Annotated in this window: 20 protein-coding genes; 14 read left to right on the top strand and 6 right to left on the bottom strand. The window is 61.9% G+C overall.

Going from position 1 to position 23860, the window contains the following annotated elements:
• Nucleotides 1-155 precede the first annotated feature (155 nt).
• Nucleotides 156-974, top strand: coding sequence for a pyruvate, water dikinase regulatory protein (locus tag FS767_RS14850; protein WP_144966507.1), 819 nt, complete (start codon nucleotides 156-158; stop codon nucleotides 972-974).
• 118 nt (nucleotides 975-1092) lie between these two features.
• Here FS767_RS14850 and FS767_RS14845 read toward each other — a convergent pair whose 3' ends face one another.
• Nucleotides 1093-5958, bottom strand: a complete 4866-nt coding sequence (locus tag FS767_RS14845; protein WP_100851154.1) for an NAD-glutamate dehydrogenase — start codon at nucleotides 5956-5958, stop codon at nucleotides 1093-1095.
• 61 nt (nucleotides 5959-6019) lie between these two features.
• A complete protein-coding gene (locus FS767_RS23220; protein WP_255212324.1) occupies nucleotides 6020-6154 on the bottom strand; it encodes a hypothetical protein in 135 nt (44 codons plus the stop codon).
• 77 nt (nucleotides 6155-6231) lie between these two features.
• On the opposite strand from FS767_RS23220, the gene FS767_RS14840 reads away from it, so the two are divergent.
• Complete coding sequence (locus tag FS767_RS14840; protein ID WP_144966505.1) at nucleotides 6232-6585, top strand: hypothetical protein; 354 nt, start codon at nucleotides 6232-6234, stop codon at nucleotides 6583-6585.
• Between the two features lie 40 nt (nucleotides 6586-6625).
• Here the strand turns inward: FS767_RS14840 and FS767_RS14835 are convergent, their stop codons facing one another.
• On the bottom strand, nucleotides 6626-7531 hold the full coding sequence (locus FS767_RS14835) for a LysR family transcriptional regulator (RefSeq protein WP_144966503.1): 906 nt from the start codon (nucleotides 7529-7531) through the stop codon (nucleotides 6626-6628).
• Between the two features lie 123 nt (nucleotides 7532-7654).
• On the opposite strand from FS767_RS14835, the gene lysA reads away from it, so the two are divergent.
• The 8 genes from lysA to FS767_RS14795 all read left to right on the top strand — a co-directional run bounded on the left by lysA (nucleotide 7655) and on the right by FS767_RS14795 (nucleotide 15817).
• Nucleotides 7655-8887 (top strand): diaminopimelate decarboxylase, encoded by a 1233-nt coding sequence (gene lysA / locus FS767_RS14830; protein ID WP_144966501.1) that lies wholly within the window; start codon nucleotides 7655-7657, stop codon nucleotides 8885-8887.
• Between the two features lie 249 nt (nucleotides 8888-9136).
• On the top strand, nucleotides 9137-9847 hold the full coding sequence (locus FS767_RS14825; protein WP_144966499.1) for a helix-turn-helix domain-containing protein: 711 nt from the start codon (nucleotides 9137-9139) through the stop codon (nucleotides 9845-9847).
• Between the two features lie 106 nt (nucleotides 9848-9953).
• Nucleotides 9954-11369 (top strand): efflux transporter outer membrane subunit, encoded by a 1416-nt coding sequence (locus tag FS767_RS14820; RefSeq protein ID WP_256674275.1) that lies wholly within the window; start codon nucleotides 9954-9956, stop codon nucleotides 11367-11369.
• Nucleotides 11370-11455: 86 nt separating this feature from the next.
• On the top strand, nucleotides 11456-12601 hold the full coding sequence (locus FS767_RS14815) for an HlyD family secretion protein (RefSeq protein ID WP_144966497.1): 1146 nt from the start codon (nucleotides 11456-11458) through the stop codon (nucleotides 12599-12601).
• A complete protein-coding gene (locus FS767_RS14810; RefSeq protein ID WP_144966495.1) occupies nucleotides 12591-14105 on the top strand; it encodes an MDR family MFS transporter in 1515 nt (504 codons plus the stop codon). Before FS767_RS14815 ends, FS767_RS14810 begins: the two co-directional genes overlap by 11 nt.
• 80 nt (nucleotides 14106-14185) lie before the next feature.
• Entirely contained in the window at nucleotides 14186-14950 is a 765-nt protein-coding gene (locus FS767_RS14805) for a GntR family transcriptional regulator (protein WP_144966493.1), read from the top strand.
• A gap of 33 nt (nucleotides 14951-14983) precedes the next feature.
• Nucleotides 14984-15448 carry a redox-sensitive transcriptional activator SoxR gene (gene soxR, locus FS767_RS14800; protein WP_058604511.1) on the top strand — a complete coding sequence of 155 codons (465 nt, stop codon included), beginning with the start codon at nucleotides 14984-14986 and terminating at the stop codon, nucleotides 15446-15448.
• A 120-nt stretch (nucleotides 15449-15568) separates the two neighbouring features.
• Complete coding sequence (locus FS767_RS14795) at nucleotides 15569-15817, top strand: CsbD family protein (protein ID WP_023533700.1); 249 nt, start codon at nucleotides 15569-15571, stop codon at nucleotides 15815-15817.
• 60 nt (nucleotides 15818-15877) lie between these two features.
• Here FS767_RS14795 and FS767_RS14790 read toward each other — a convergent pair whose 3' ends face one another.
• Complete coding sequence (locus FS767_RS14790; protein ID WP_023533665.1) at nucleotides 15878-16150, bottom strand: PepSY domain-containing protein; 273 nt, start codon at nucleotides 16148-16150, stop codon at nucleotides 15878-15880.
• A gap of 106 nt (nucleotides 16151-16256) precedes the next feature.
• On the bottom strand, nucleotides 16257-17483 hold the full coding sequence (locus FS767_RS14785; protein ID WP_144966549.1) for an MFS transporter: 1227 nt from the start codon (nucleotides 17481-17483) through the stop codon (nucleotides 16257-16259).
• 672 nt (nucleotides 17484-18155) lie between these two features.
• Here FS767_RS14785 and FS767_RS14780 point away from each other — a divergent pair.
• Genes FS767_RS14780 through FS767_RS14770 form a run of 3 tightly spaced genes read left to right on the top strand, consistent with a single transcriptional unit; the run spans nucleotide 18156 to nucleotide 21082 of the window.
• Nucleotides 18156-18254, top strand: coding sequence for a hypothetical protein (locus tag FS767_RS14780; protein WP_058604509.1), 99 nt, complete (start codon nucleotides 18156-18158; stop codon nucleotides 18252-18254).
• Between the two features lie 52 nt (nucleotides 18255-18306).
• The gene (locus FS767_RS14775; protein ID WP_144966491.1) at nucleotides 18307-19461 is read left to right on the top strand and encodes a YcaO-like family protein; all 1155 of its coding nucleotides are present in this window, start codon (nucleotides 18307-18309) and stop codon (nucleotides 19459-19461) included.
• Between the two features lies 1 nt (nucleotide 19462).
• Nucleotides 19463-21082, top strand: a complete 1620-nt coding sequence (locus FS767_RS14770) for an ATP-binding cassette domain-containing protein (protein ID WP_144966489.1) — start codon at nucleotides 19463-19465, stop codon at nucleotides 21080-21082.
• A gap of 299 nt (nucleotides 21083-21381) precedes the next feature.
• Here FS767_RS14770 and FS767_RS14765 read toward each other — a convergent pair whose 3' ends face one another.
• Nucleotides 21382-22671, bottom strand: coding sequence for a DUF2235 domain-containing protein (locus FS767_RS14765; protein ID WP_144966487.1), 1290 nt, complete (start codon nucleotides 22669-22671; stop codon nucleotides 21382-21384).
• A gap of 227 nt (nucleotides 22672-22898) precedes the next feature.
• On the opposite strand from FS767_RS14765, the gene FS767_RS14760 reads away from it, so the two are divergent.
• Complete coding sequence (locus tag FS767_RS14760) at nucleotides 22899-23858, top strand: MoxR family ATPase (RefSeq protein WP_023533720.1); 960 nt, start codon at nucleotides 22899-22901, stop codon at nucleotides 23856-23858.
• Nucleotides 23859-23860 lie beyond the last annotated feature (2 nt).

Here is a 23860-nt window from a genome sequence, read left to right as displayed (position 1 = left end):
TTGGAAAAGCTCAACGGCGCCCGCCTGTCTTCTTGACTGGGCCGGACGCATGTGGCCTGTACCTGGAAAATAAGTGAGAATGCCGACAGCCGCATTCGGCAAAGCGAACTTATCATAATCAAGAAACGTCATCATCACTAAGGCCCCGATCGCAAATGAAACGAACCGCGTTCTTCATCTCCGACGGCACCGGCATCACTGCCGAGACCCTGGGCCAGAGCCTGCTCGCGCAGTTCGAGAGCATTCCTTTCAGCAAATTCACCCGGCCCTACATCGACTCCCCTGAAAAAGCGCGCAACATGGTCCAGCAGATCAATGCGGCCGCCGAGCGCGACGGCATGCGGCCGATCATCTTCGACACCATCGTCAATCAGGACATCCGCGAGATCCTGGCCACCTCAAACGGGTTCATGATCGACATCTTCTCCTCGTTCCTGTCACCGCTGGAGCAGGAGCTGACCGCCCATTCCTCGTATTCGGTGGGCAAATCCCACTCCATTGGTGGCAACTCCAACTACATGGAGCGCATCGAGGCGGTGAACTTTGCTCTGGACAACGATGACGGCGCCCGCACCCATTACTACGACAAGGCTGACCTGATCCTGGTGGGTGTATCCCGTTGCGGCAAGACGCCGACGTGCCTGTACATGGCCATGCAATTCGGCATCCGCGCGGCCAATTACCCGTTGACCGAAGACGACATGGAGCGCCTGCAACTGCCGGCGGTATTGAAAAAGCACCACAGCAAGCTGTTCGGCCTGACCATCGACCCCGACCGGCTGACCGCCATTCGCCACGAGCGCAAGCCCAATAGCCGTTATTCGAGCTTTGCCCAGTGCGAATTCGAGGTGCGAGAAGTCGAGGGCCTGTTCCGCCGTGAGAACATTCCCAATATCAACTCCACGCATTTTTCGGTGGAAGAGATCTCGGCCAAGATTCTGGTCGAGAAGGGTGTGGAGCGGCGTTTCAAATGACGCAGTAGTGGGGTTTGCCTGATGATGTCGTGGAGTTTGAGCTTCAACATCGTCAAAAGCACCCAACAATAAAAAAGCCCCGGCATCACTGCCGGGGCTTTTTCAGTTCAGCATTGACTCAAGACGGCATCACAGTCGCCTGTCCGCTCATGGCCAGATCGACCAGTTCGCGGTTGGCCACTGCATACATCGCGTAGTCATGGCCCGAAGCGCTGCGCAGGTCATCGAGCATGGCGCGCCAGCGTTCCACCATCACCCGATGCTGCTCGGCCCATAGCGCGACCCGTGCATCCATGTCCTGCGGAGCATCGGCCATCTGCAATACCGAGATGGTGATCGCGCGTTGTTGCAGGTCGATGTCGTCGCGGAAGGCTTCCCGGGCCAGGGCCTGCCAGTTGTTCTCCACCGGCAGGTTGCTGATTTCCTGCAAGTACCAGGTCAGGTCAAGCGCGCTGCCCACGGCGAAGAACGCCTTGGCCACCTGCGCTGGCTCGTGACCTGTCACATCAGCTGCCTCGATGATCGGCAGCAAGGTGTACAGATGGCTGGTGCCAGCCACCATACGTGCCAACAGCTCTGGCACCCCCGCTTCGACGAAGCTCTGGTAACGCACCATCCAGCGTTCGCGGGTTGGGCCTTCGAGCAATTCGTCGAGCTTGAGCCCAAGCTGGGCGATCTTCGGCCCGAAGTGGGCGCAATCACGGCCAGCGTCCTGCTCATTGCGACGGCTGCGCAGGAACCAGCGCGTTGCACGGCGGCCCAGGCGCATCAGTTCGTCCATCAGGGTCAGCTGGATCTCGGCGGGAACCTGGTAGTCCAGCGCCTCGATCTGACGGAACCAGTGCGGCAGGTGGAAGATGTCACGCACGATCACGTAGGCCCCGGCTACGTTGGCAGGGCTCATGCCGGTCGATTCCTTCAACCGCTGCACGAAGGTGATGCCCATGTTGTTGACCAGGTCGTTGGCGATCTGGGTGCTGACGATCTCGCGCTTGAGGCGGTGGCGGCGCATGGAGTCGGCGAACTTGCTGACCAGCGACGGCGGGAACGCGGTTTCCATGTCGCGGGTCAGGTAGTCGTCGTCCGGCACCTGGGACTTGAGCAGCTGCTCTTTCAAGTCGATCTTGCTGTAGGAGATCAGCACCGAGAGCTCTGCACGGGTCAGGCCCTGGCCTGCGGCGAGGCGCTCGGCCAGCTGTTCCTCGGAAGGCAGGAACTCGATGGCCCGGTCAAGCTTGCCGCGGGCCTCGAGGTCGGCCATCAGGCGCTTGTACTCGGCAATGCGCTCGCGCACGCGGCGCGCTGCCAGCGACAGCGCCTGGGTCTGCTTGTAGTTGTTGCCCAGTACCAGGCCAGACACTTCCTCGGTCATGCTGCCGAGCAACTGGTTGCGCTGCTTCTCGGTCATGTCGCCACCCTGCACCACCTCGTTGAGCAGGATCTTGATGTTGACCTCGTGGTCGGAGCAGTCCACGCCGCCGGCGTTGTCGATGAAGTCGGTGTTGGTGGCGCCGCCGTGCAGGCCGAATTCCACCCGGCCAAGCTGGGTCATACCCAGGTTGCCGCCCTCGCCTACCACCTTGCAGCGCAGCTCGTTGCCGTTGACACGCAAGGCGTCGTTGGCCTTGTCGCCCACGTCGGCGTGGCTTTCGCCACTGGCCTTGACGTAGGTGCCGATGCCACCGTTCCAGAGCAGGTCCACAGGCGCCTTGAGCAGGGCATTGAGCAGCTCGGTGGGCGTCAGGCGGTCGGCCTCGATGGCGAAGCGTTCCTTCATCTGCGCCGTGATGGCGATGCTCTTGGCGCTACGCGGGAAAATGCCGCCGCCTTCGGACATGATGCTGGTGTCGTAGTCGGTCCATGCCGAACGTGGCAAGTCGAACAGGCGCTTGCGCTCGGCAAAGCTGGAGGCCGGCTCCGGGTTGGGGTCGATGAAGATATGCAGGTGGTTGAAGGCCGCTACCAGCTGCAGCTTGTCCGACATCAACAGGCCGTTACCGAAGACGTCGCCTGCCATGTCGCCCACACCAATCACGGTGATCGGGTCTTCTTGCACATTGATGCCGCGCTCACGGAAGTGACGCTGGACGCCAACCCAAGCCCCACGGGCGGTGATGCCCATTTTCTTGTGGTCATAGCCTGCCGAGCCGCCCGATGCGAAGGCATCACCCAGCCAGAAGCCATAGTCGATGGCGATGCCGTTGGCGATGTCCGAGAACGTGGCCGTGCCTTTGTCGGCCGCCACCACCAGGTACGGGTCGTCATCGTCGTGACGCACCACGCCGACCGGCGGCACTACGCCACCGTCCTTGAGGTTGTCGGTAATGTCGAGCAACCCCGAGATGAAGATGCGGTAGCACGCCACGCCCTCTGCCGCGATCTCGTCACGCGTGCCGCCCAGTGGCAGGCGCCGTGGCAGGAAACCACCCTTGGCGCCGACCGGCACGATTACCGAGTTCTTCACCTGCTGCGCCTTGACCAGGCCCAGCACCTCGGTGCGATAGTCTTCCTCGCGGTCCGACCAGCGCAGGCCGCCGCGCGCAACGTTGCCAAAGCGCAGGTGCACCCCCTCGACCCGGGGTGAATAGACGAAGATCTCGAACTTGGGCACCGGCTTGGGCAGTTCGGGCACAAGCTTGGGGTTGAACTTGAAGCTGAAATACGACTTGTTCTGGCCGTTGGCATCGAGCTGATAGAAGTTGGTGCGCAGGGTGGCCTTGATCAGGTCCAGGTAGCGGCGCAGGATGCGGTCTTCGTTGAGTACCTGCACCTCGTCCAGCGCATTGAGGATCGCTTGCTCGAGCCGCTGCTGCTTGTCCTCCAGGTCATCCTGGGTCAGCTTGCGGGCCAGGTAGAAACGCGTCTTGAACAGGCGGGTCAGCTCGCGCGCGATGTCGGTATGGTTGTTCAGCGTACTGGCGATGTAGCCCAGGTCGAAGCCCAGGCGGATTTGTTTCAGGTAGCGTGCATAGGCACGCAGCAACGCCACGTCACGCCATGGCAGGCCCGCTGTCAGCACCAGGCGGTTGAAGGCATCGTTTTCGGCATCGCCGCCGACGATGTGGATGAACGCATCCTGGAAGGTGTCATTGAGCTCCTGAATGTTCAGGCTCAGGCCTTCGCTGTAGGTGAAGGCGAAGTCGTGAATCCAGTATTCGCGGCCATTGGCGTGGCGCAGGCGATACGGGAACTCGCCCAGCACGCGCAGGCCGAGGTTTTCGAGGATTGGCAGCACGTCCGACAGCGCCAGGGGGGTGTCGGCGTGGTACAGCTTGCAGTGCAGGGTGCGCTCGCCAACCCGCGTCAGTGGCTGGTAGAAACTCATGGCCAGTGGCTTGCTTTCCGACAGGGCCAGCACATGCTGCAGGTCCACCACCGCCGAATGGGCGGCGAAGCGCTCGCGGTAGCCGGCCGGGAAGCCTTTGGGGAAATCGGCCAGGATGTTGGTGCCTTGGGCCTCGCCGAAGTTCTCCACGACCAGCGCCGAGAAATCGTCCTGCCAGGAGCGGCAGGCCTGGATGACCTCACGCTCGAGCTGCTGTGGGTCGATGTCGATGCGGTTCTTCGGGTCCACCCGCAGAATCAGCTGCACACGGGCCAGTACCGACTCGGAGAAGAAGGTCCAGAATTCGCAATCGCTGGCCTTCAGGCGCTCCATCAACACCTGCTGGATTTTCTGGCGAACCTCGGTGGAGTAGATTTCACGCGGTACATAGGCCAGGCAATAGCAGAAGCGTCCGTACGGGTCCTTGCGCAGGAAGACGCGAATCTTGTTGCGCTCCTGAATCTGCACGATGGACATGACCGTGCTGAACAGCTCATCGACCGGCGTCTGGAACAGGTCGTCGCGCGGCAGCACTTCGAGCACCTGCGCCAGTTCCTTGCCCAGGTGAGCCTTGGTATCGAAGCCGGAACGGCGCTCGACTTCAGCGACCTTGACCCGGATGTAAGGGATGGCATGAACGCTTTCGCCGTACACCGTGGAAGTGTACAGGCCCATGAAGCGGTGTTCCTTGAGCACGTTACCCGAGGCATCGAGCTGGCGGATGGACACGTAATCAGGGTAGCCCGGGCGGTGTACGCGGCTTGGCAGCGCAGCCTTGGCGAAGGAGAGCAGCAGTGGCTCGGCCAGGTAGGCCACGGCGTAATCTTCGATGCGCAGCTCTTCAGGGGTCAAGCCCACGCGCAGGCGACGCGGCAGACCAAGGAACGACTGCTCATCGTAGACCATCTGCCCGCCGGCCTGATCGGCCTGGACGGTGAACTCTTCATAGCCCAGGAAGGTGAAGTGGTTATCCAGCAACCACTCAAGGAATGCCTTGACCTCGCCCTTTTCATGCTGGGCCGGCCCGTACGGGGTCTGCTCGACCAGCGCCACGACCTCCCGCAGCTTGTCCTTCATCGGTTCGAAATCATCGACCGCCACGCGGACCTCGGCCAGCACCTGCTCGATTTCCCGAGCCAGCACGCTCAACTCCGCAGCGTTGGCGCAGCGGTCGATTTCCAGGTACATCAGCGACTCGTGCCCCACCCCTTCACCGTGGGTGCCCTTGGGCAGCAGTTCCAGCAACTCGCCCTTGGCGTTGCGGCGCACGCTCAATACCGTGGTCTGCAGGGTATGAATGCTGTAGCCGCGGCGATTGAGCTCAGTGCGGACCGAGTCCACCAGAAACGGCAGGTCATGGTGCAGCACCTCGACGACCGTGTGGGTCGACTGCCAGCCGTTGCGCTCGTAATCGGGGTTGTACACGCGCACCTGCGGGTGCTCGGGGTCGAAACGCTCGACGATGCGCCAGGCCGACAGGGTGCAGCCGGCCAGGTCGGAAAGCCTGCGCTGGGTGAGTTCGTCCAGAGAGATGATGCCGAAGAACTGCTCGGCGAACAGCGCCACTTGTGGCAGGGACTGTTCGCTGATGTGCTGCGCCAGGGCCGCTTGCAGTTGATGCTGGAAGTCGGCTTTGCTGGCCGCGGTGAAGAACGCCATCTGTGGTACTCCGCTTGGGCTTTGTAATAGTTGAAGCGTCGCTGCGTGCGCCGTGCCGGGGTCAACGATAGACGATCGCAGGCAGGGCGAACGATGAAAACCAGGCGTTGAGCGTGCGCATGCACGCCCAGGACTGGGCGAAGCTTAACGACTGACCGGTCATCAAGGCTTGCAGCGCTGCGACAATTTCGTTCAAGGGGCGGTAACTTTACGTTTATGCATGTAAGCAAGACTGTCAGAATTCCCTTCCGTTTCCTTAGATCCGAGCTTGCCATGCAAATCGACACCGCCGTGCTGTTCGCTACCCCCTGCGATGAAGAGGAGGACAACATGGCAACCCTGTGCTGCCACAGTGACAAAGGTCAGATGTTCTTGCTGACCCGCTACCCTGACGAAGACACGGTTGATCTGACCCTGGACGATGAGCCCTCGACCCTGGACGGCTTGAAAGTGACCTTGAAGGCAACGAGCCTGTTGATCGAAGTGGCAGCAGGTGACCGGGACGCCTTGCGCGGTGATGAGGTGCTTCAGATCAACCTGACCAGCACGCTGAGCGACCTGGACGAGATCAGGCAAACCTTGGAGAACATCCTGGGCGGCACCGGCACTTTCGTCTGCGAGCTTTGATCCGTCGATCACTGCCCAGGCTTGCCGCGGGCCACGGGGGCTAGGCCAGGGCGCGCTGCATCGCCTGCGCCTGCTCGCGCAGTGTCTGGCAGAACGGCTCGACTGCCGCCGAGGCCGGCCGATGGTCTGGCCTGACCAGCATCACCTGGTAGGCGATCGAGATGTCCAGCGGCCTGATGAGCAAGCCACTCTGGGCGGCCTCCAGCCCGCTCAGGGGGTTGATGATGGCTACGCCCAGGCCCTGCCTGACCATGGCGCACACCGAGGCGGCGCTGGTGGTCTCGATGACCGTGCGACGGTTAACCCCAGCGGCGCGAAAATGGTGGTCCAGACGCTGACGATAGGTGTCCAGGCTAGCCAGGTTGATGAAATCGACCTCATGAAAATCCGCCAGGCCCAGCCGTGACTTGGCCTGCAACGGATGGTGCTCAGGCAGCACGCAGACCATGTCAGCGCTAAACAGCAATTCCCCGTTCGCCCCGCGGGGTATCTGCGCAACCTCCGTAAGGCCCAGGTCATGCTGCTGGGTGGCCAGAGATTCCTCCAGCAATGGCGACTCCTGGGCTTTGATGCTCACGCTCACCCCAGGGTGCTGTTTGTGGAAACGCTGGCAGACCTTGGGAAGCAGGGTCTGCGAAAACAACGGCAGGCAGGTGACGGCCAACTGGCCCTGCTGGAAGTTGCGAATGGCCTGGGCACACCGCTCGATGCGCTCAAGACCCACATACGCCCGCTCTACCTCCTCGATCAGCAGCAACGCCTGGGCGGTGGCTTCCAACCGACCGGCCGTGCGTTCGAACAGATGCAGGCCCGTCACGTGCTCCAACCGCGCCAGCTCACGGCTGATGGTCGGCTGCGAGGAAAATAGCAGACGCGCCGCGCCTGTGACGCTACCTGAGGCCATGATTGCGCGGAACACTTCGATGTGGCGGGCGGAGAGTTTCATGGGAGTACCGACAGCATTCTCAGGGCATATCAGAGATGAATGGACGGCGCAAAAATAGCTATTTTTCTGAATCGAGTCTACGGGCCATGCTGTCGACTTCCACCTGTGCCGAGCCATTCGATCATGACCATTTCCTTCTCTGTCCTAGCCAACGCCGTTCGCCAGTACGGTTCACCCCTGTGGGCCTACGACGCCGCCACCATCCTCAGTCGGATAGAACAGCTCAAGCCATTCGACACCGTGCGCTTCGCCCAGAAGGCCAATCCCAATCTGCAGGTGTTGCGCTTGATGCGAGAGCACGGCCTGGTGCTCGATGCGGTATCGCTTGGGGAAATGGAACGCGCCTTTGCAGCCGGCGCCAGTGTGGCGGGCGATCCTGCGGGGGTGGTGCTGACCTGCGACGTGCTGGACCGCGCTACCCTGGCACGCGTGGTCGCGGAAAAGATCGAAGTCAACGCAGGCTCCATCGACATGCTGCGCCAGTTGGGCGAGCACTCGCCAGGGCACCGTGTCTGGCTGCGCATCAACCCGGGGTTCGGCCATGGCCACAGCCGCAAGACCAATACCGGGGGCGAGAACAGCAAGCATGGCATCTGGCATGAAGACTTGCCGCAGGCGCTCGCCTGCATCAGGGCCCATCGCCTGCACCTGGTGGGCGTGCACATGCACATCGGCTCCGGCGTGGACTACACCCATCTGGAGCAGGTGGCTCGCGCCATGATCGAGCTGATCGCGCGCCTGGACACCGATATCGAAGCGTTCTCGATCGGCGGTGGGCTCTCGACGCCGTACCGCACTACCGATACGCCGGTGGACCTGCAGCGCTACGCGCAAACCTGGGCAGTGGCACGCCAGGAAATCGAAGCGCTGCTGGGCCACCCGGTGCGCATGGAGATCGAGCCAGGGCGTTTTCTGGTGGCCGAGTCGGGCTATCTGGTGACCGAAGTCCGTGCCGTCAAGCAGGTGGGCCGCAACACGTTCGTGCTGGTCGATGCTGGCTTCAACGACCTCATGCGCCCTGCGATGTACGGGGCCTACCATGCCATGACCCTGCTCGATGCCGATGGCCACCCCGTGGACCGCCCGCGGCAACCGACCGTGGTGGCCGGCCCACTGTGCGAATCGGGCGACGTGTTCACTCAGGATGACCAGGCGCTCTGCCCTCAGGACTTGCCCCAGGCCCAGGTCGGCGACTTGCTGGTGATTCACGATGCCGGTGCCTACGGTGCCTCCATGTCGTCCAACTACAACAGCCGGCCCTTGCTGCCGGAGGTGCTGATCGAAGGCCAGGCCGTGCGCCTGATCCGACGTCGGCAGACCATCGAAGCGCTGCTCGCGCTTGAGGAAGGCTTGTAACGTCCAATTCCTGCATGCCGACCTCCATCGACAGCCGGCATGCCCGGGATAGACTGTTGAGCGCTCCCCAGACACTGCGCTCGGCTACACAATTACAACTGCAAAAATCAAATAATCCGCAATCACACCTCAACTTTTAAGCCGATCAAGCAATTCAATCGCACTTAGCCCGTGCACTACCCCACGCTTTGCAACATCTACACACAATCTCCCCTTACAATTGGATCCATTCCCACAATGGATCCCGCCATGCAAACACTCGAAATGGATTACGCCCCCGGCGATCACGTGGCCAGCCACTGCCACGCCCACGACCAGCTGATCTACGCAGCCAGTGGCACTGTGCATGTGAGTACCGATTCGGGAAGCTGGGTGATTCATGGGGGCAATGCGCTGTGGGTGCCGGCCGGCGTCAGCCATGCGATTGTCATGGAAGGCGTCGTCAGCATGCGCTCCCTGCTGCTGGCGCCCCACGTCGACCACTGCCAGGTGATCGTGGTGACGGGGTTGCTGCGTGAGTTGATCCTGGCAGCCTCGCGCATGCTCGGTGTCCAGGAGGGCGAGCACGTACGGGCGCTCATTCTGGGCGAGCTCGCCCATGCAAGGCGCATCGACACATTCATAGCACTGCCGACGCACCCACGCCTGAGGGCCTGGTGCGAGCGCATGCTGCAGGCACCGGCCGAGGAACATGCCCTTGAACAGTGCGCCACGGCGCTGAACATGAGCACACGCAATGTGGCCCGGCTGTTCCAGCGCGAGCTGGGCATGTCCCACGGCCAATGGCGCGCTCGGGCGCGGGTGATGTTGAGCCAGCAGTGCCTGGCGGCAGGTCGGCCGATCATCAATGTGGCGCTCGAACACGGCTACCAGAGCCCCAGCGCCTTTGCAGCCATGTTCAAGCGCATCTTGGGGTACGCGCCCAGCGACTGGCAGGACGGTAGCGCACGCCCCCGCTGAAACGGCTCGGATTGTCCGGCTGGCGCGCACGGTTGTCCCGCTTGCGGCAGCCTTGGCCTGACTGATCTCGTTAACGTTGCATCATGACTGCCAAGCGATGTTCATGATGCCCACTTTGTCGATGATCCCCTCCCCCGTACGCCTTTGCACTGTTCTGACGTTCGGCCTGCTGGCAGGTTGCACGCACCCCGTCGCCTGCGAACAGCCCCCTGCAGCCATGCGGGTCAATCCTTTGGCCGAGACCCGGGCCGGGGTTAGCGCACAGTCTTTACCCGAGCGCTGGTGGCAGCTATACCAGGACCCGCAACTCGATCGCTGGGTAGAGCGCGCATTGGCCAATAACCAGGACTTGGCGCAGGCCCAAGCCAACGTGCGCGCACTGCTGGCCGGCATTGGCGAGTTCCAGGCGCAGCGCCTGCCTGCTACCTCGCTGGGCATTGCTGCGACCTACGGCAGGGACAGTGACGATCAGACCCTGGCCCAGGCCCGTGACAGCCATGCTTCTTCCTCCTGGCACTTCAATCCGGGCATGGAGCTGGCCTATCAGGTGGACCTGTGGGGGCAGGTGCAAGCCCAAATCGATCGCGCCAAGGCGCAAGCGCAGGCCGCGGCTGCCGCACACGATGCCGTGGGACTGCAGGTGGCAGCCCAGACCAGCCGTGCCTACATCGAACAATGCGTCTACACCGCTCGCCTGAGTCAAGCCAGGCAAGCCCTGCGCACCCTTGATCGCAGCCTGCTGTTGAGCGACCGCCAGCGTCAGGCCGGCATCGCTACGGCGCTGGACGGCGAGCGGCTGCTTGGCCTGCGTGAGCAGGTTCGCGCCCGGATACCCGTTTTCGAGGCGCGGCGCCAGGTGGCACTGTTCGAGCTGAGCACGCTGGCGGGTGAGGTCACGGTCGATCACACCCAACCCTGCGCTGCCATCCCTTCGCTCACGGCAGCGCTGCCCACAGGCGATGGCTGGCACCTGCTCGAACGGCGCCCCGACGTACGCCAGGCTGAACGAGAGTTGCAAGCCGCCGGCCTGGAAACCGACATCGTGAGCGCCGACCTGTACCCCAAGGTTCGCTTTGGCGCCCAGCTGGCTAGTGCTGATCGCCACATCAATGGCCTGGGTGCCAGCCGCGCCATCACGTTCGGCGTCGGCCCACTGATCAGCTGGGAATTTCCCAACCTGCAAGCCAATCGTGCCCGGTTGGGCAAGGCCCAGGCTTTGCAGCAGGCCCAGCGCGCTCACTATCGCAGCGTCGCGCTCAAGGCCCTGAAGGATGTGCGCCAGGCCTTGGCCCGTCATGCCGGTGAGCAGCAGCACCTGTCTTCGCTGCAGGCCGCGCTTGAGCACAGCCAGCGTGGCTTCGCCCTGGCAGAGGCCAGCTACCGTGCGGGCACCCAGGACGGGCTAGCCCTGCTTGACAGCGAGCGCGAGCTGATTGCCCTGCATGACCAGCTCCTCGAGGCGCGCGGCAAGGTGGCCAGGGCGCAGGTCGACCTGTTTCGCGCGCTGGGCGGGGGATGGTGAATCCGCCACGCCCCAGGCACCGCTCACCGCCCAACGCCCACCGCTCGCATAGCGCAACTGCCTCAACTCGACAATGGAACCCCACCATGAACGCTGCTGTAGAAACGCCCACCCCCACCCCGACTGCCGAGCATGCGACCATTCGCCCGCGACGGCGGTTGGTTTATATCGGCGGCGCAGGCCTGGGCGTGCTGGCACTACTGGCCCTTGCTGGCTACTGGTTCACCACCGGGCGCTACCTGGAAAGTACCGATGACGCCTACATCCGCGCCGATTGGGTGGCATTGAGTTCGCGCGTGGCAGGCTATGTGGCGACGGTAGAGGTCGAAGATGACCAGCCGGTTCAAGCCGGCGCTGTGCTGGTGCGGTTGCAGGATAGCGATTACCAGGCTCGTAGGGATCGCGCGCGCGCTGCCGAACGCCAGGCGCAGGCGGCCATAGACGCGGCACGGGCTCGCTGCGAGCTGGCCGTGCAGCGCATCGAGCAGCAGGCGCAGGCAACCCTCAAGGCCGAGGCCGCCGTGCACAGTGCCAGCGCCGAACGTCGTCGCAGCCAGCTGGACCTGCAGCGCTACCAGGGCCTGGTACGCGATGAGGCCGCCACGACCCAACGGCTGGAGCAGGCGCTGGCCGCTGCCAACCAAGCCAAGGCTGTCGAGCAAGGGGCCAAAGCAGCCTGGCGTGAACAACAGGCACAGCAACGGATGGCCAAGGCCGGCGCTGCCCAGGCCGAGGCCGACTTACAGCAGCGCCAGGCCGCCTTCGAAAGCGCCAGCGCCGAACGCCGGCTGGCCGAACAGGACGCTCAAGACACCGTACTGCGCGCCCCGGTGGCAGGCGTAGTGGGCCAGCGCCGCGTGCGTGCAGGGCAATACGTGGTGCCGGGCCAGCCGTTGCTGGCGGTGGTGCCGGTGGCGAAGGCCTATGTCGTGGCCAACTACAAGGAAACCCAGTTGGCTCGGATGCGCCCAGGGCAGCCTGTGCAGGTTCAGGTGGACAGCTTCCCTGGCCATGCATTCAAAGGTCACGTGGCGAGCTTCTCGCCGGCCTCGGGCAATGTCTTCGCGCTGCTGCCGTCGGACAATGCCACGGGCAACTTCACCAAGATCGTCCAGCGTTTTCCGGTGCGCATCCTGCTCGACCTGCCCGCAAACGGGCCGCAGATACTGCCCGGCATGTCGGTGGTGACCACCGTCGACACGCGCACGCCGGAGCCTGGCGATGCGCGCTGAACAACCGGTATCCCTGCGCGCCTGGGTGGCCGTGCTGGGCGGGCTGTTCGGCTGTTTCATGGCCGGCATGAACGTGCACGTCACCAGCGCCGCACTGCCCGAGATACGCGGCTCGCTGGGCGCCAGCTTCGAGGAAGGCTCATGGATATCCACCGCCTACTTGGTGGCAGAGATCGTGATGATCCCCTTGACGGCCTGGCTGGTGGAGGTGTTCTCCCTGCGCCGGGTGATGTGGACGGGCTCGCTGGTCTTCCTGATCGCGTCGGTGGCCTGTTCGTGGGCGCCGAACCTTGAAACCATGATCGTGATCCGGGTAATTCAGGGCGCCGCCGGTGCCGTCCTGATTCCGCTGTCGTTCCAGCTGATCATCACCGAATTGCCGGCCAGCCGGATGGCCATGGGCATGGCCTTGTTCAGCCTGGCCAACAGCGTGGCGCAGGCCGCGGGCCCTTCGATCGGCGGCTGGTTGACCGATGCCTATTCCTGGCGCTGGATCTTCTACCTGCAGCTGTTTCCTGGCATCGCGTTGCTGTGCGCCATTGCCTGGTCCATCGAGGCCAGGCCGATGAAGTTGCAGCTGCTGCGCCACGGTGACTGGCTGGGCATCGCCGCCATGGTGATCGGCCTGGGCGGGCTGCAGATCGTGCTGGAAGAAGGCGGCCGGTTGGATTGGTTCGGGTCTTCGTTCATCACCGGCATGACCGTGGTGTCGGCATTGGCCCTGGTGCTGTTCGTGACGACTCAGCTGTTCGGCCCGCGCGCGTTCATCAACCTGCGGTTGCTGGGCCGTTACAACTTCGGCGTGGCCAGCCTGGCGATGTTCATATTCGGCGCCGCCACCTTCGGGCTGGTGTTTCTGGTGCCCAACTACCTGTCGCAACTGCAGGGCTTCAGTGCACGAGACGTGGGTGTGGCGTTGATCGCCTACGGGCTCGTGCAGCTGCTGCTGGCGCCGTTGATGCCGCGCCTGATGAGGTGGACCAGCGCAAAGTTCATGGTGGCCAGCGGGTTCCTGATCATGGCGCTGGGCTGCTGGATGGGCGCCAGCCTGACTGCTGACAGTGCCGACAATGTGATCATCCCTTCCACCGTGGTGCGGGGCATCGGCCAGCCTTTCATCATGGTCGCGTTGTCCGTGCTGGCAGTGGCCGGGCTGGACAAGCGCGAGGCCGGATCCGCCTCGGCGGTGTTCTCGATGCTGCGTAACTTGGGTGGCGCCATCGGCACGGCCGGCCTGACCCAGCTGGTGGCCACGCGCGAACGCCTGCACAGTGCGCGCATCCATGAGCACGTGACCGTGTTCGAGCCGCAGCTGCACGCGCGCCTGGACCCGACCGTGCAGACATGGCTCTGGCACTCACAGCAGTGGCTCGAAGGGTTGTCGGGCACCATCCGGCGCGAGGCCTACCTGATGGCCTACAGCGATGCGTTCTACCTGGCTTGCCTGGCGTTGCTCGGCTGTGCGGTGGCAGCGTTGCTACTGAGATCGCACAAGGGGCAATGAGGCGATGGCGGGGAGCTGGGCTCGGGAACGACCTCGGCTGGTACACTGGCGCTTTTGTAGACGTCCAGACAGGTTCCACCATGCACCAAGCCCGCTATGCCACTGTGGCCAAGGACTTGATCGAGGCAATCGCCAGCAACCGCTACCCGGTCGGGGGCTTGTTGCCCACTGAAATCGAACTGTGCGCGCTTTACGGTGTAAGCCGGCACACGGTTCGCGCAGCGGTCGAGCAGTTACAGAGCCTTGGCCTGGTGTCCCGGCGCAAGCGCGTTGGGACACGTGTCGAGGCGCGCCACCCCCAGATCGGCTACCGGCAGTCGATCGCGAACCTGGCAGAGCTCTCGCATCACCTTCAGGCACCGGTGCGTCAGGTTCGCGATGTCCGCCAATTCGTGGCCGCCCCTGAAGAGGCCGAGCGCCTGGGACTGGTGCCAGGGGAACAGTACTTGTGCATCGAAGCGTTGCACCGTACCTCTGCCGGGCACGCCTTGGCGCTGTGTGCAAGCGCCGTGTATGCCCAGTCCGACTACGTGCAGGTGGTCGAGCTGGCCCAGGCACATCCCGAGCAGTTGATCGCCCGCCTGATCGAGCAGCATTACGGGCGAGTCATCGCGGTGATCGACCAGCGCATTCAGGCACAGGCGCTCACCCTGCAACAGGCACAGGTATTGAGTGCCGAGCCGGGCTCACCGGCGCTGTGCGTGGTGCGCCACTACCGCGAGGAAAACGGCGACCTGATGGCGGTCTGCGAAAACCTTTACCCCGCTGATCGCTACAGCCTGGTCAACCAGCTACGTCGCGACCGCATGCCCGCCAGCGCCGCTGCTTTCCCCCCAGCGTTCTGACGCACCACAGCCACTCATTGGAGATCGACCCGCATGGCAGCAGATTCGACACGGATGCTTACCGTAGGTGAGGTGGCTCGCCGCAGCGGTATCGCAGTATCGGCACTGCATTTCTATGAAAGCAAAGGTTTGATCGCCAGCACGCGCACAGCTGGCAACCAACGCCGCTATCCGTCGCTGGTGCTGCGCACCCTGGCGATCATCAAGGTAGCCCAGCGTACCGGTATTGCCCTGGATGACATCAAGCAGGCGCTGGGGCGCTACCCGCCCAACAGCAAGCTCACGGCGGCTCAGTGGGGCGAGATGTCCAGCGCGTGGCGAGAAGACCTGAACCAGCGCATCCGTCTGCTCCAGGCGTTGCGCGACAACCTGGACAACTGCATCGGCTGCGGCTGCCTGTCGCTGGAGCAATGCCCGCTACGTAACCCACAGGATGTGCTGGGCGAGGAAGGCAGCGGGCCGAGGATCCTGGAACGGCACGTGCGTGAAGGCACGTAGCAGCGGCAGGTGCACGGCGCGGCAGTATTTGGGACCGCTTTCGTTGGAACCAATAGGCGGCGCTAGCGCCCTAACCTTTTGCTATTTAACCAATCCCGTTAGCGAAAGGATGACCGAACCATGAAACGCGAACAGATCGAAGGTGTAGCAGAGAACATTGCGGGTAAAGCCCAGAGCGCTGTAGGTCGTCTGATCGACGATCCGGCCCTGGAAGCCGAAGGCGAAGGCCGCCAGGCAGCAGGCCAGGTGACCAAGACTTACGGTGATGCCGTGAACTGCGTCTCGTCGTTCGTCAAGGAAAAGCCGTTTGCAGCGGTAGCCATCGGTGCCGCGCTGGCCATGGTGGTGTCGCGCCTGCTGCGCCGCTGACCCAATGCATCAGGCCCACGCTGTTGCGTGGGCCTGATGGGCTTTGAATGCAGGCTGAACTCAGTTATCCAGTTCATCCTTGACGATACGGCCATCGTGCGGGTCGACCTTGAACTCGTACTGCTTGCCGTCAGCTTTCATCCCCTCGCCTTCCCAGTGACCGTCATCGGCTTCGATCTTGGTGATCTGGGTGTAGCCGGCGCCTTTGAGGGCAGCTTCGGCCTGATCCTTGTTCACTTTCCAGTCGGCGCCGGGCTGATCGGCCCAGGCAACAGAAGCGCCCATCGCGCCAACCAGGGCCAGGCCAGTGAACAGTCGAGTCATCGCTTTCATTGCAGGTTTCCTTCTTGGAGGGTGTGAACATGCGACCCTTAGTCGGTGCGCCGCGTTCATTCCAATCCCCCCACACCGCCCGGACGCGGGTCGATCAGTGCCAGGCTCAACCCGGCTGGCTGACCATCGCATTGCTGACACTGCGCCCGAGCACCAGCACCGTCACGAAACCGCAACCTACCAGTGCCGTAGCCGCGCTCAGCAGCACACCGGTGCCCAAGTGATCGACCACCTGACCACCGAAGAACGAGCCCACGGCGATGATGACCTGGAACATGGCCACGAACAGCGGCATGCCCCGCTCCACATCCTTGGGCGCGACCACGAACATCCAGATGTTCGCGCAGGCAGGAAACGCCCCGAAGGCAAAGCCCCATAACGCGATGAGCATGGCAGCGCCCGTCATGCCGGTGGCAAAGTGCGGGAACAGCGCCGTGCTGGTGGCTATCAGCAATGCCACCAGCAGCAGGGTATGCCGCACACTGCGGTTGGCCGCGAAGCCGGCGAAGATGTTGCCCATGAAGCCTGCCACGCCGTAGAGCAGCAGCAATGAGCCAATGGTTGGGCCATCGAAGCCGGCGCTTTGCTTGAAGAAAGGGGCCACGTAGGTGTAGGCCGCAAAATGCGCCAGGCCGATCAGCAACACGGCAATCAGGCCCACCCGCGCTTGCGGGTTGATGAACAACGCCGGCAGGTCGCTGATGCGGATCGCCTTTTCTGGCATCAACCGGGGCAGCAGCATGACCTGCGCCAGCAGTACCGGCACCCCTACCACGGCGGTGACCAGGAACGTCATACGCCAGCCCATCAGCCCGCTGAGCCAGGTACCCACCGGCACGCCGATGACCGTGGCCAGGGTGACGCCGGCCATGATGATCGAATTGGCCTTGGCCACCCCGACGCCCTCGGGCGCCAGGCGGCTGCTCAAGGCGATGGCGGTCGCCCAGAAGCCACCGATACTCACCCCCAGCAGCACGCGCCCGAGCAGCAACAGGTGGAAATTACCGGCAAAGGCGACGATGGCGTTGGCCAGGATCATGATCACGGTCAGGCCAATCAGCAGGTAGCGCCGGTCCAGGTTGCCGACACCGACAGAAATGGTCGGCGCCGCCAGGGCCGCCATGATGCCGGGCAAGGTGACCATCAGCCCGGCAAGGCCTGCGCTGATGCCCAGGTCATTGGCGACGTCGTTCAGCACGCCTACTGGAAGAAACTCGCTGGTCACCAGGGCGAACGCGCCCACGGCCACGGAGAGAATGGCCAGCCATTGCTGGAGCAGGCTTTGCTGTTGGTGTTCGGGCAGACCACGAGGGGCCGGGCTGACGCTTGGCATTGTGCACACTTCCATGACATGGCGCCTGAGACAGGCGCACGAGAGGCTAAATCAGGCCGCGAGTATAAGAGCACGGGCTGCCAGGCGAGAGACCGGCCGCTCGATAGTGGTTATCGCTGTGATCGATAGCGTGCAGGGCTCAGGATACCGAGGTGTGCGGGATTCTTTGTCAGAGCGGGCTTGCCGCGCGGGCGGCGCTCGATCTCACAGGCGCTGAAATTGCCACGGCGAACACCTGGCGGCCTTCATGCAATCAAAGCCACCCTCTCACTGCTCCATCCCCAACTTCGCATCATCCATCAGCGCCTGCCTATCGCACTCAAACCAGATCGAGACAGACTTCAAGAGCATCGCGACTCTACACAGTAAAAGCCAAGCCTGCTGAGACCAATGATGGCCGCGCGCCCTCTTTGTCGGCCGTTCGTAATCCTTTCATTTTTTACTGAATGTTTAACCTCTCTAACTCTCAGCAAACGCTAACCGGCTAATTATTAGAACATTTTCTCTACCTCTTCAAAAAATGTAGGAAGCAGGCCTCAAGCATTGGGAAAAAATCCTACGATAACTTTCCCCCACAAACCTCGGTCAGACCTTGAGCCAAGAAAAAAATAAGTGTTACAACAGTGACGCGTTGAAAGGCGCACCAAAACAAACTTTATAGGAGTAGTAACCATGGGACGTCGTCGTTCTGAAATCACCATTCCACAGGTCCCTCGCGTGATGAACTACACATTCACCGAGTCCGAGATTGAGTTTCTCAACCTGCTGTAAGCGATAACCCAGAAGGGGCTTAGCCCCTTCTGGTCCTGCCAAGGAGCAAGATATGATGACTGAGCGCGAACTAAACACAGAAGAAGCCTACTGCCGCCTGACAACACTGCATCGTCACCTGGGGTTTCATTCGAAGACAAAATTATCAAAATATAATGGCCTGGTCGCTACATGCCATTTATACGACAGTGCCTACAAAGAAGTATCTTGCGGAGCAGGAAAAGGGGAGCACTGTGAGCTAGGCGCACTTGCCGAAAGCCTAGAGCATTACTTCGTCGACAAGGCCACCCCAACAGTCATCGAAAGCGATAAAATTCTGCAGTCGATAGCACCTTTTGATGACTGGCTGCTCAAGTCCATACCACCTGGTTGCCTAATACCCTATTTCAGCCTTCAGGCGCTGAATACTTACGACGAAATAACCATCCCCGCAATATTGATATCGCCCTCTCCCAGAAACATTAACGAAATCGAGAAAACTGCAGCTGGCTTCCTCTCCAAATATACAAGCAATTCTGGCACCGCACTTGGTTGCACAGAGAGCGAAGCTTTGCTACACGCCATAAATGAAGCTATCGAACGCCACGCCCTCTCTATGTACTACCTATCGCTTTGCGGCCTGACTCCTCCACTCAAACTTTATCAGCCCTCGGATTCTTTTCTAGAAGAAACATTCGCTCATGACACCGATCTTCTCCGCCGAACGAAGAAACTAGAAATATACCTGACGCACGACTTCTACGAAGTTCCATTTTGCATTGCCGTTTCTCGCAGTAAAAAAGAAGGCTCACTCAGCAGCATAGGTTCGGGAAGTTCCATCAACCCCTCCATTGCAATGTACCGCGCCGTAACAGAACAGATTCAGTGCGAGCAGCTTTCTGGAGCCACAGAAAAACAAGAAGATCTCGCTGCTGAAAAAATGCTTGCTCATTCCAGCCGTCTTTCGGCACTTCTGCACCCCTGCCCTACCTATGCTGTACCCGTTTTTCACCCTCCACGTACTAATCTCAGCGTGCGAGGGCAAGTCAAGCGAACGCTAATCAATCTGGAAAAACAAAATAAGACCGCGTTCTATCGCACACTTTATGAGCACCCTAGTCTCGCCACGGTTGTTCAAGTGTTCATACCCGGACTGGAACGCTTCCACCTGATCAGATCAGGTATTCCAGTCGCGCCACAGAGTGCACTCAAAGGCATAGGGCAATGACATGCAAATCTATCGAGGAATCCTCGCAGCCCTGAGCGCAACACTCATCCTGAAAATCTCAACTGTCGTACCCGCGCTGATCCTGGCCGACATCATCGACAACCTGGCCACGTCAGCCGCATCTTCCCAGCTTCTGCTCGGAGCCTTCATATGCCTTGTCGCATTACAAGCCTCAATGACCCCTTTGCAAGCCTGGTGCCTGGCACGGCTCTGCCAGGAACGCGTGAAGCAATTGTCCATCCGCTGGTGCCGCGCATTACTGGACAAGCGCTTCGAGGCCTATGGACAACTCCATGGCGGAACACTGGTAAAGGTGCTGGATAGGGGCATTACCGCACAGGAGCGGTGGTTAGGCTTTCTGATTGGCACGGCATGGCCAGTGCTGGCCGAAGCCGCAGTGCTGATCACGCTCTTCACGTACCTGGGGGCTACTTCGGTATTGATCGGCCTCATCCCTTTGAGCCTGGCCTACCTGTGGGCCAATGATCGCCTGGTGCGCTGGCGCCGGCCACACATCGAGGCAGTCAACGCGCGTGAGGATGAACTGGCGGAACAATGGGTGGATACATTCGCCAGCGCGGCAACGGTCAAATTGGAAAAGGCCGAGGATGCCGCAATGCTACCGGTCAACCAGACACTTTCGCACTATGCCGATTCAGCAGTACGAGTAGCTCACAGCGGGGGCTGGGTGCAGGGATTACGCACGTTGTTCATTGGCCTGGGCAGCGGTGGTTTGCTCATGTGGGGCATCCATGATCAGGCTCTGGCAACACCGCAGTTAAGCCTGGGCGAGCTGGTTGCTCTCTTCACTTTGGTGAGTGGGTTGCTGGCAGGGGTTGCACAACTGGCGGAGGCCTGGCGCTTACTCGACCAGTTCAGGCTCGACAAACACAGACTCGAACACTGGCTCCAACTGCCCTCGTTTGGCCCGACACATTCTGCCGGGACGAAATTGCACGAGAATGGCACCGGGCTGCGCATCGCCCCGTGTCAGTTGAGCGCCCGGAACACGGTGCAACTTCACATCGAAGAACCTTTGGTACTGCACAAAGGGGAACGGGTCGCGCTGATCGGGCCCAGCGGATGTGGTAAATCGACACTGCTGCATGCGCTGGCAGGCACGATATTCCAGTTGCGCAAGGATGTTCACCTGCAAGGCAGGTGCCTGGCTTCGCTCGACGCGAGTAAACAGTTCAGTCGTTTGCGACTCTGCCCTCAGGATGCGCACTTCATACCCGGCGCCCTGCCCCGCGCGGTGCTGTTCGAACAGACTCATGACCGCGCTCAAATCGAACGATGGCTTGAACGGCTGGGCCTGAGCAAAGACTGGTACGAACTTGACCTGGATGCGCGCGCAGAATCAATTTCGGGCGGCGAGGCGCGCAGGCTGACGCTGCTACGCCTTCTTAATCAGCCTGGAGAGTTCAATTTCTTTGACGAACCCACAGCCGGGCTTGATGCCGGATCGGCTGAGCGCACCTGGGATCTGTTGTTCGAAACATTCCAAGGGAGAGGGCTGATTTGCGTGACGCATGATCAGAGCGCACTGTCGCGGTTTGACCGGGTGATCACCTTGAGCGAGGGGCGGATCATCAGCCAAGTGCAAGCGGAGATGGCTTAGGACATTGAGCTAGCCGGCGATCACTGGCGCAGTCGGTGCCATAAATCGCGTTGCCTCCTTCGCGAACTTGCCCGCTCCCACAGGTAGGGCGCCGGCTTGGCGTTAAGGCTATACCTGTGCGGCCTGGCCGGGGCGCCGGACTGACCGCGATGGGCGCGAAGCGGCCCCAATATTTCAGCTTTGCAGCCGAGAGTGTCGGGGGGGCCGCGTTGCGGCCCATCGCGGCTAGGCCGCTCCCCCGGGAAATTCGATAGCCTACAGATTTGGTGCAAGGCAGCCCCACTCTACACCCGAACACCCTAGACAGGATTAGGATGCACCACCCGCCCCGCTACGCCCGGCCGGTCGATGAACAGCACGTCCAGTGAACTGCTGCGCATGCCCTTGACGGCATTCCAGTGCGCCGAAGTATGGATATAGCGCTCGCGCAACAGGATTTGCTCCGGCCCGCTCAGTTCCAGCGATGGGCAGGCTCCCAACGCATAGGCATGCAACTTGTCGCTGATGCCACGCAGTTCCTCCGGTACAGCGTGCTGCCTGTCGCAGCCCAGTGGTGCAAAGGGCACGCCTGCGCGCGCTGCGTACTCGCGCATGATGCTCAAGTAGACCCGTGACAGCTGCCCGGCTACCTGTCGCCTTCGACCAATGGCGGCATAGACCTGTTTCTGCGGTTCACGGGGCTCCCCACCAGGCACAGGCTGTTCCCAACTGACCACATGCGCAGGCGGTTGGCCAAGGTCATTGAACGCGGTAGCCATCAATGCGGCGACGGCTGTGTAGACGCCGGCCTGTTGTGCAGGTACCTCAGCCGCTACCCGCTGGGACTGGGGCTTGCACAGCAGCACGTCTTCGTCGACCACATCCTGATAGCCACCACCGATATTCGAATGCACACCCGGTAGCACGATGTCGTGCCCACTGCCTATCAGGGGAAAGTTGTGGCGCTGCTCATCCCCGGCCACCAGTTGCACGACATGGTTGGCAATGCCTTCGGGCAACCCGAGCTGCAGCCCACCCTGACGGGTATCGGCGGGGTCGAAATCCCCTTGCAGGGGTGCAACGATGGCTGCCACCGTGTCGAACAAGCCGATGAAATGGATGACGATCGGGCAGTGTGGAAACAGACGCGCAGGCTCGTTGCGCAACACATTGGCCATATGCCTGGCCGCCGCTGCACCGCGGCTGAAACCGAACAGGTCCACACTTATCCGCTCGATGCGCGTTTGCCGATGGCCTTGCTGCCAGTCGCGCAACAGCGCGGCGATATCGGCCAGCGCTTGCTCCACACGCGCCTCGATGCCCGTACGCCCGCGACCGGTGGCCGAAGCATAGATTTCATCGGCTTCCCCAGCCTGGGTGCCAATCCCCTGGACATAGTGCTTGAGCACGAGGCGCTGCCCATCGTCTTCCGGTTGCTGCGCATAGAGGTCATGCAGCAGTGCGACGTTGCTCAAGGCATTGCCATAACTTGCACCCTTGCCGTGCGACACCGTGGTGTTGTGCTGATTGTTGCCCGTGCCGTCGAAGAATAGGCCCAGACGTATTTCGATAGCGTCTGCCCTTTGGCTGCCGGTGATGTGCGTATTCATTGTAGTGCTACCTGCCTGGCTGAAAAGCACAAGCAAGCGCCACGGTACGATGCCGAACCATCAGGCAATGGCGATCATCGGGCAGGACATTTCCGGGTGCCAGGCAGCCGAGGATGGATAAATTTCCAAGCCGCCATTGGTCGCCACCCCCTCGGATGGATTAAAGTATCAACCCTTGCCGGGCCGCTGCCATCAGCCGCCTGGTCCTCTATCAGGAACCGTCGCCGATGGAACACCGTGAGGCGCTGATCGCGCTGCGCACCTTTCTCTCTTCCCAGATCCTTGGCCAGGAAAAGCTGGTCGAGCGGCTGCTGATCGTGCTGTTGGCCGATGGCCACATGCTGGTGGAAGGTGCACCGGGCCTGGCCAAGACCAAGGCCATCAAGGAACTGGCCGAGGGCATCGAGGCGCAATTTCACCGTATCCAGTTCACCCCTGACCTGCTGCCCGCCGACATCACCGGCACCGAGATCTATCGGCCCGAGACGGGGAGCTTCGTGTTCCAGCAGGGGCCGATCTTTCATAACCTGGTGCTGGCGGACGAAATCAACCGGGCGCCGGCGAAGGTGCAATCGGCGCTACTCGAAGCCATGGCCGAGCGTCAGGTCAGTGTGGGGCGCAGTACCTACGACCTGTCGCCGCTGTTCCTGGTCATGGCCACGCAGAACCCGATCGAGCAGGAAGGCACCTATCCCCTGCCCGAAGCGCAGCTCGACCGTTTCCTGATGCATGTCAAGATCGGCTTCCCCGACGCCGCCGTGGAGCGCCGCATCCTGGCCCAGGCCCGTGGCGAGGCGCTGGGGGGTGAGACCAAGCCCGAACGGCGGGTCAGCCAGCAGGCGATCTTCGCAGCACGCAAGGAAATCCTCGGTCTGTACATGGCGGACGCGGTGGAGGAGTACCTGGTGCAACTGGTCATGGCCACGCGTACGCCGGCCAAATTCGACAACGAACTGGCCGACTGGATTGCCTACGGCGCCAGCCCGCGCGGTTCGATTTCCCTGGACCGCTGCGCACGGGCCCACGCGTGGCTTGCCGGGCGCGATTTCGTCAGCCCCGAGGACATTCAGGCGGTACTGTTCGACGTGTTGCGCCACCGCATCATCCTGTCGTTCGAAGCCGAGGCGGCGGGGGTCGACCAGGACCGGGTCGTGCAGCGGATCCTCGACGTCGTGGCCGTTGCCTGACC

It is taken from the genome of Pseudomonas sp. DE0010, assembly GCF_007680745.1.
Classification (GTDB): domain Bacteria; phylum Pseudomonadota; class Gammaproteobacteria; order Pseudomonadales; family Pseudomonadaceae; genus Aquipseudomonas; species Aquipseudomonas parafulva_B.
The sequence above is the reverse complement of the archived record's forward strand: the minus strand, read 5'-3'. Positions and strand labels throughout refer to the sequence as shown.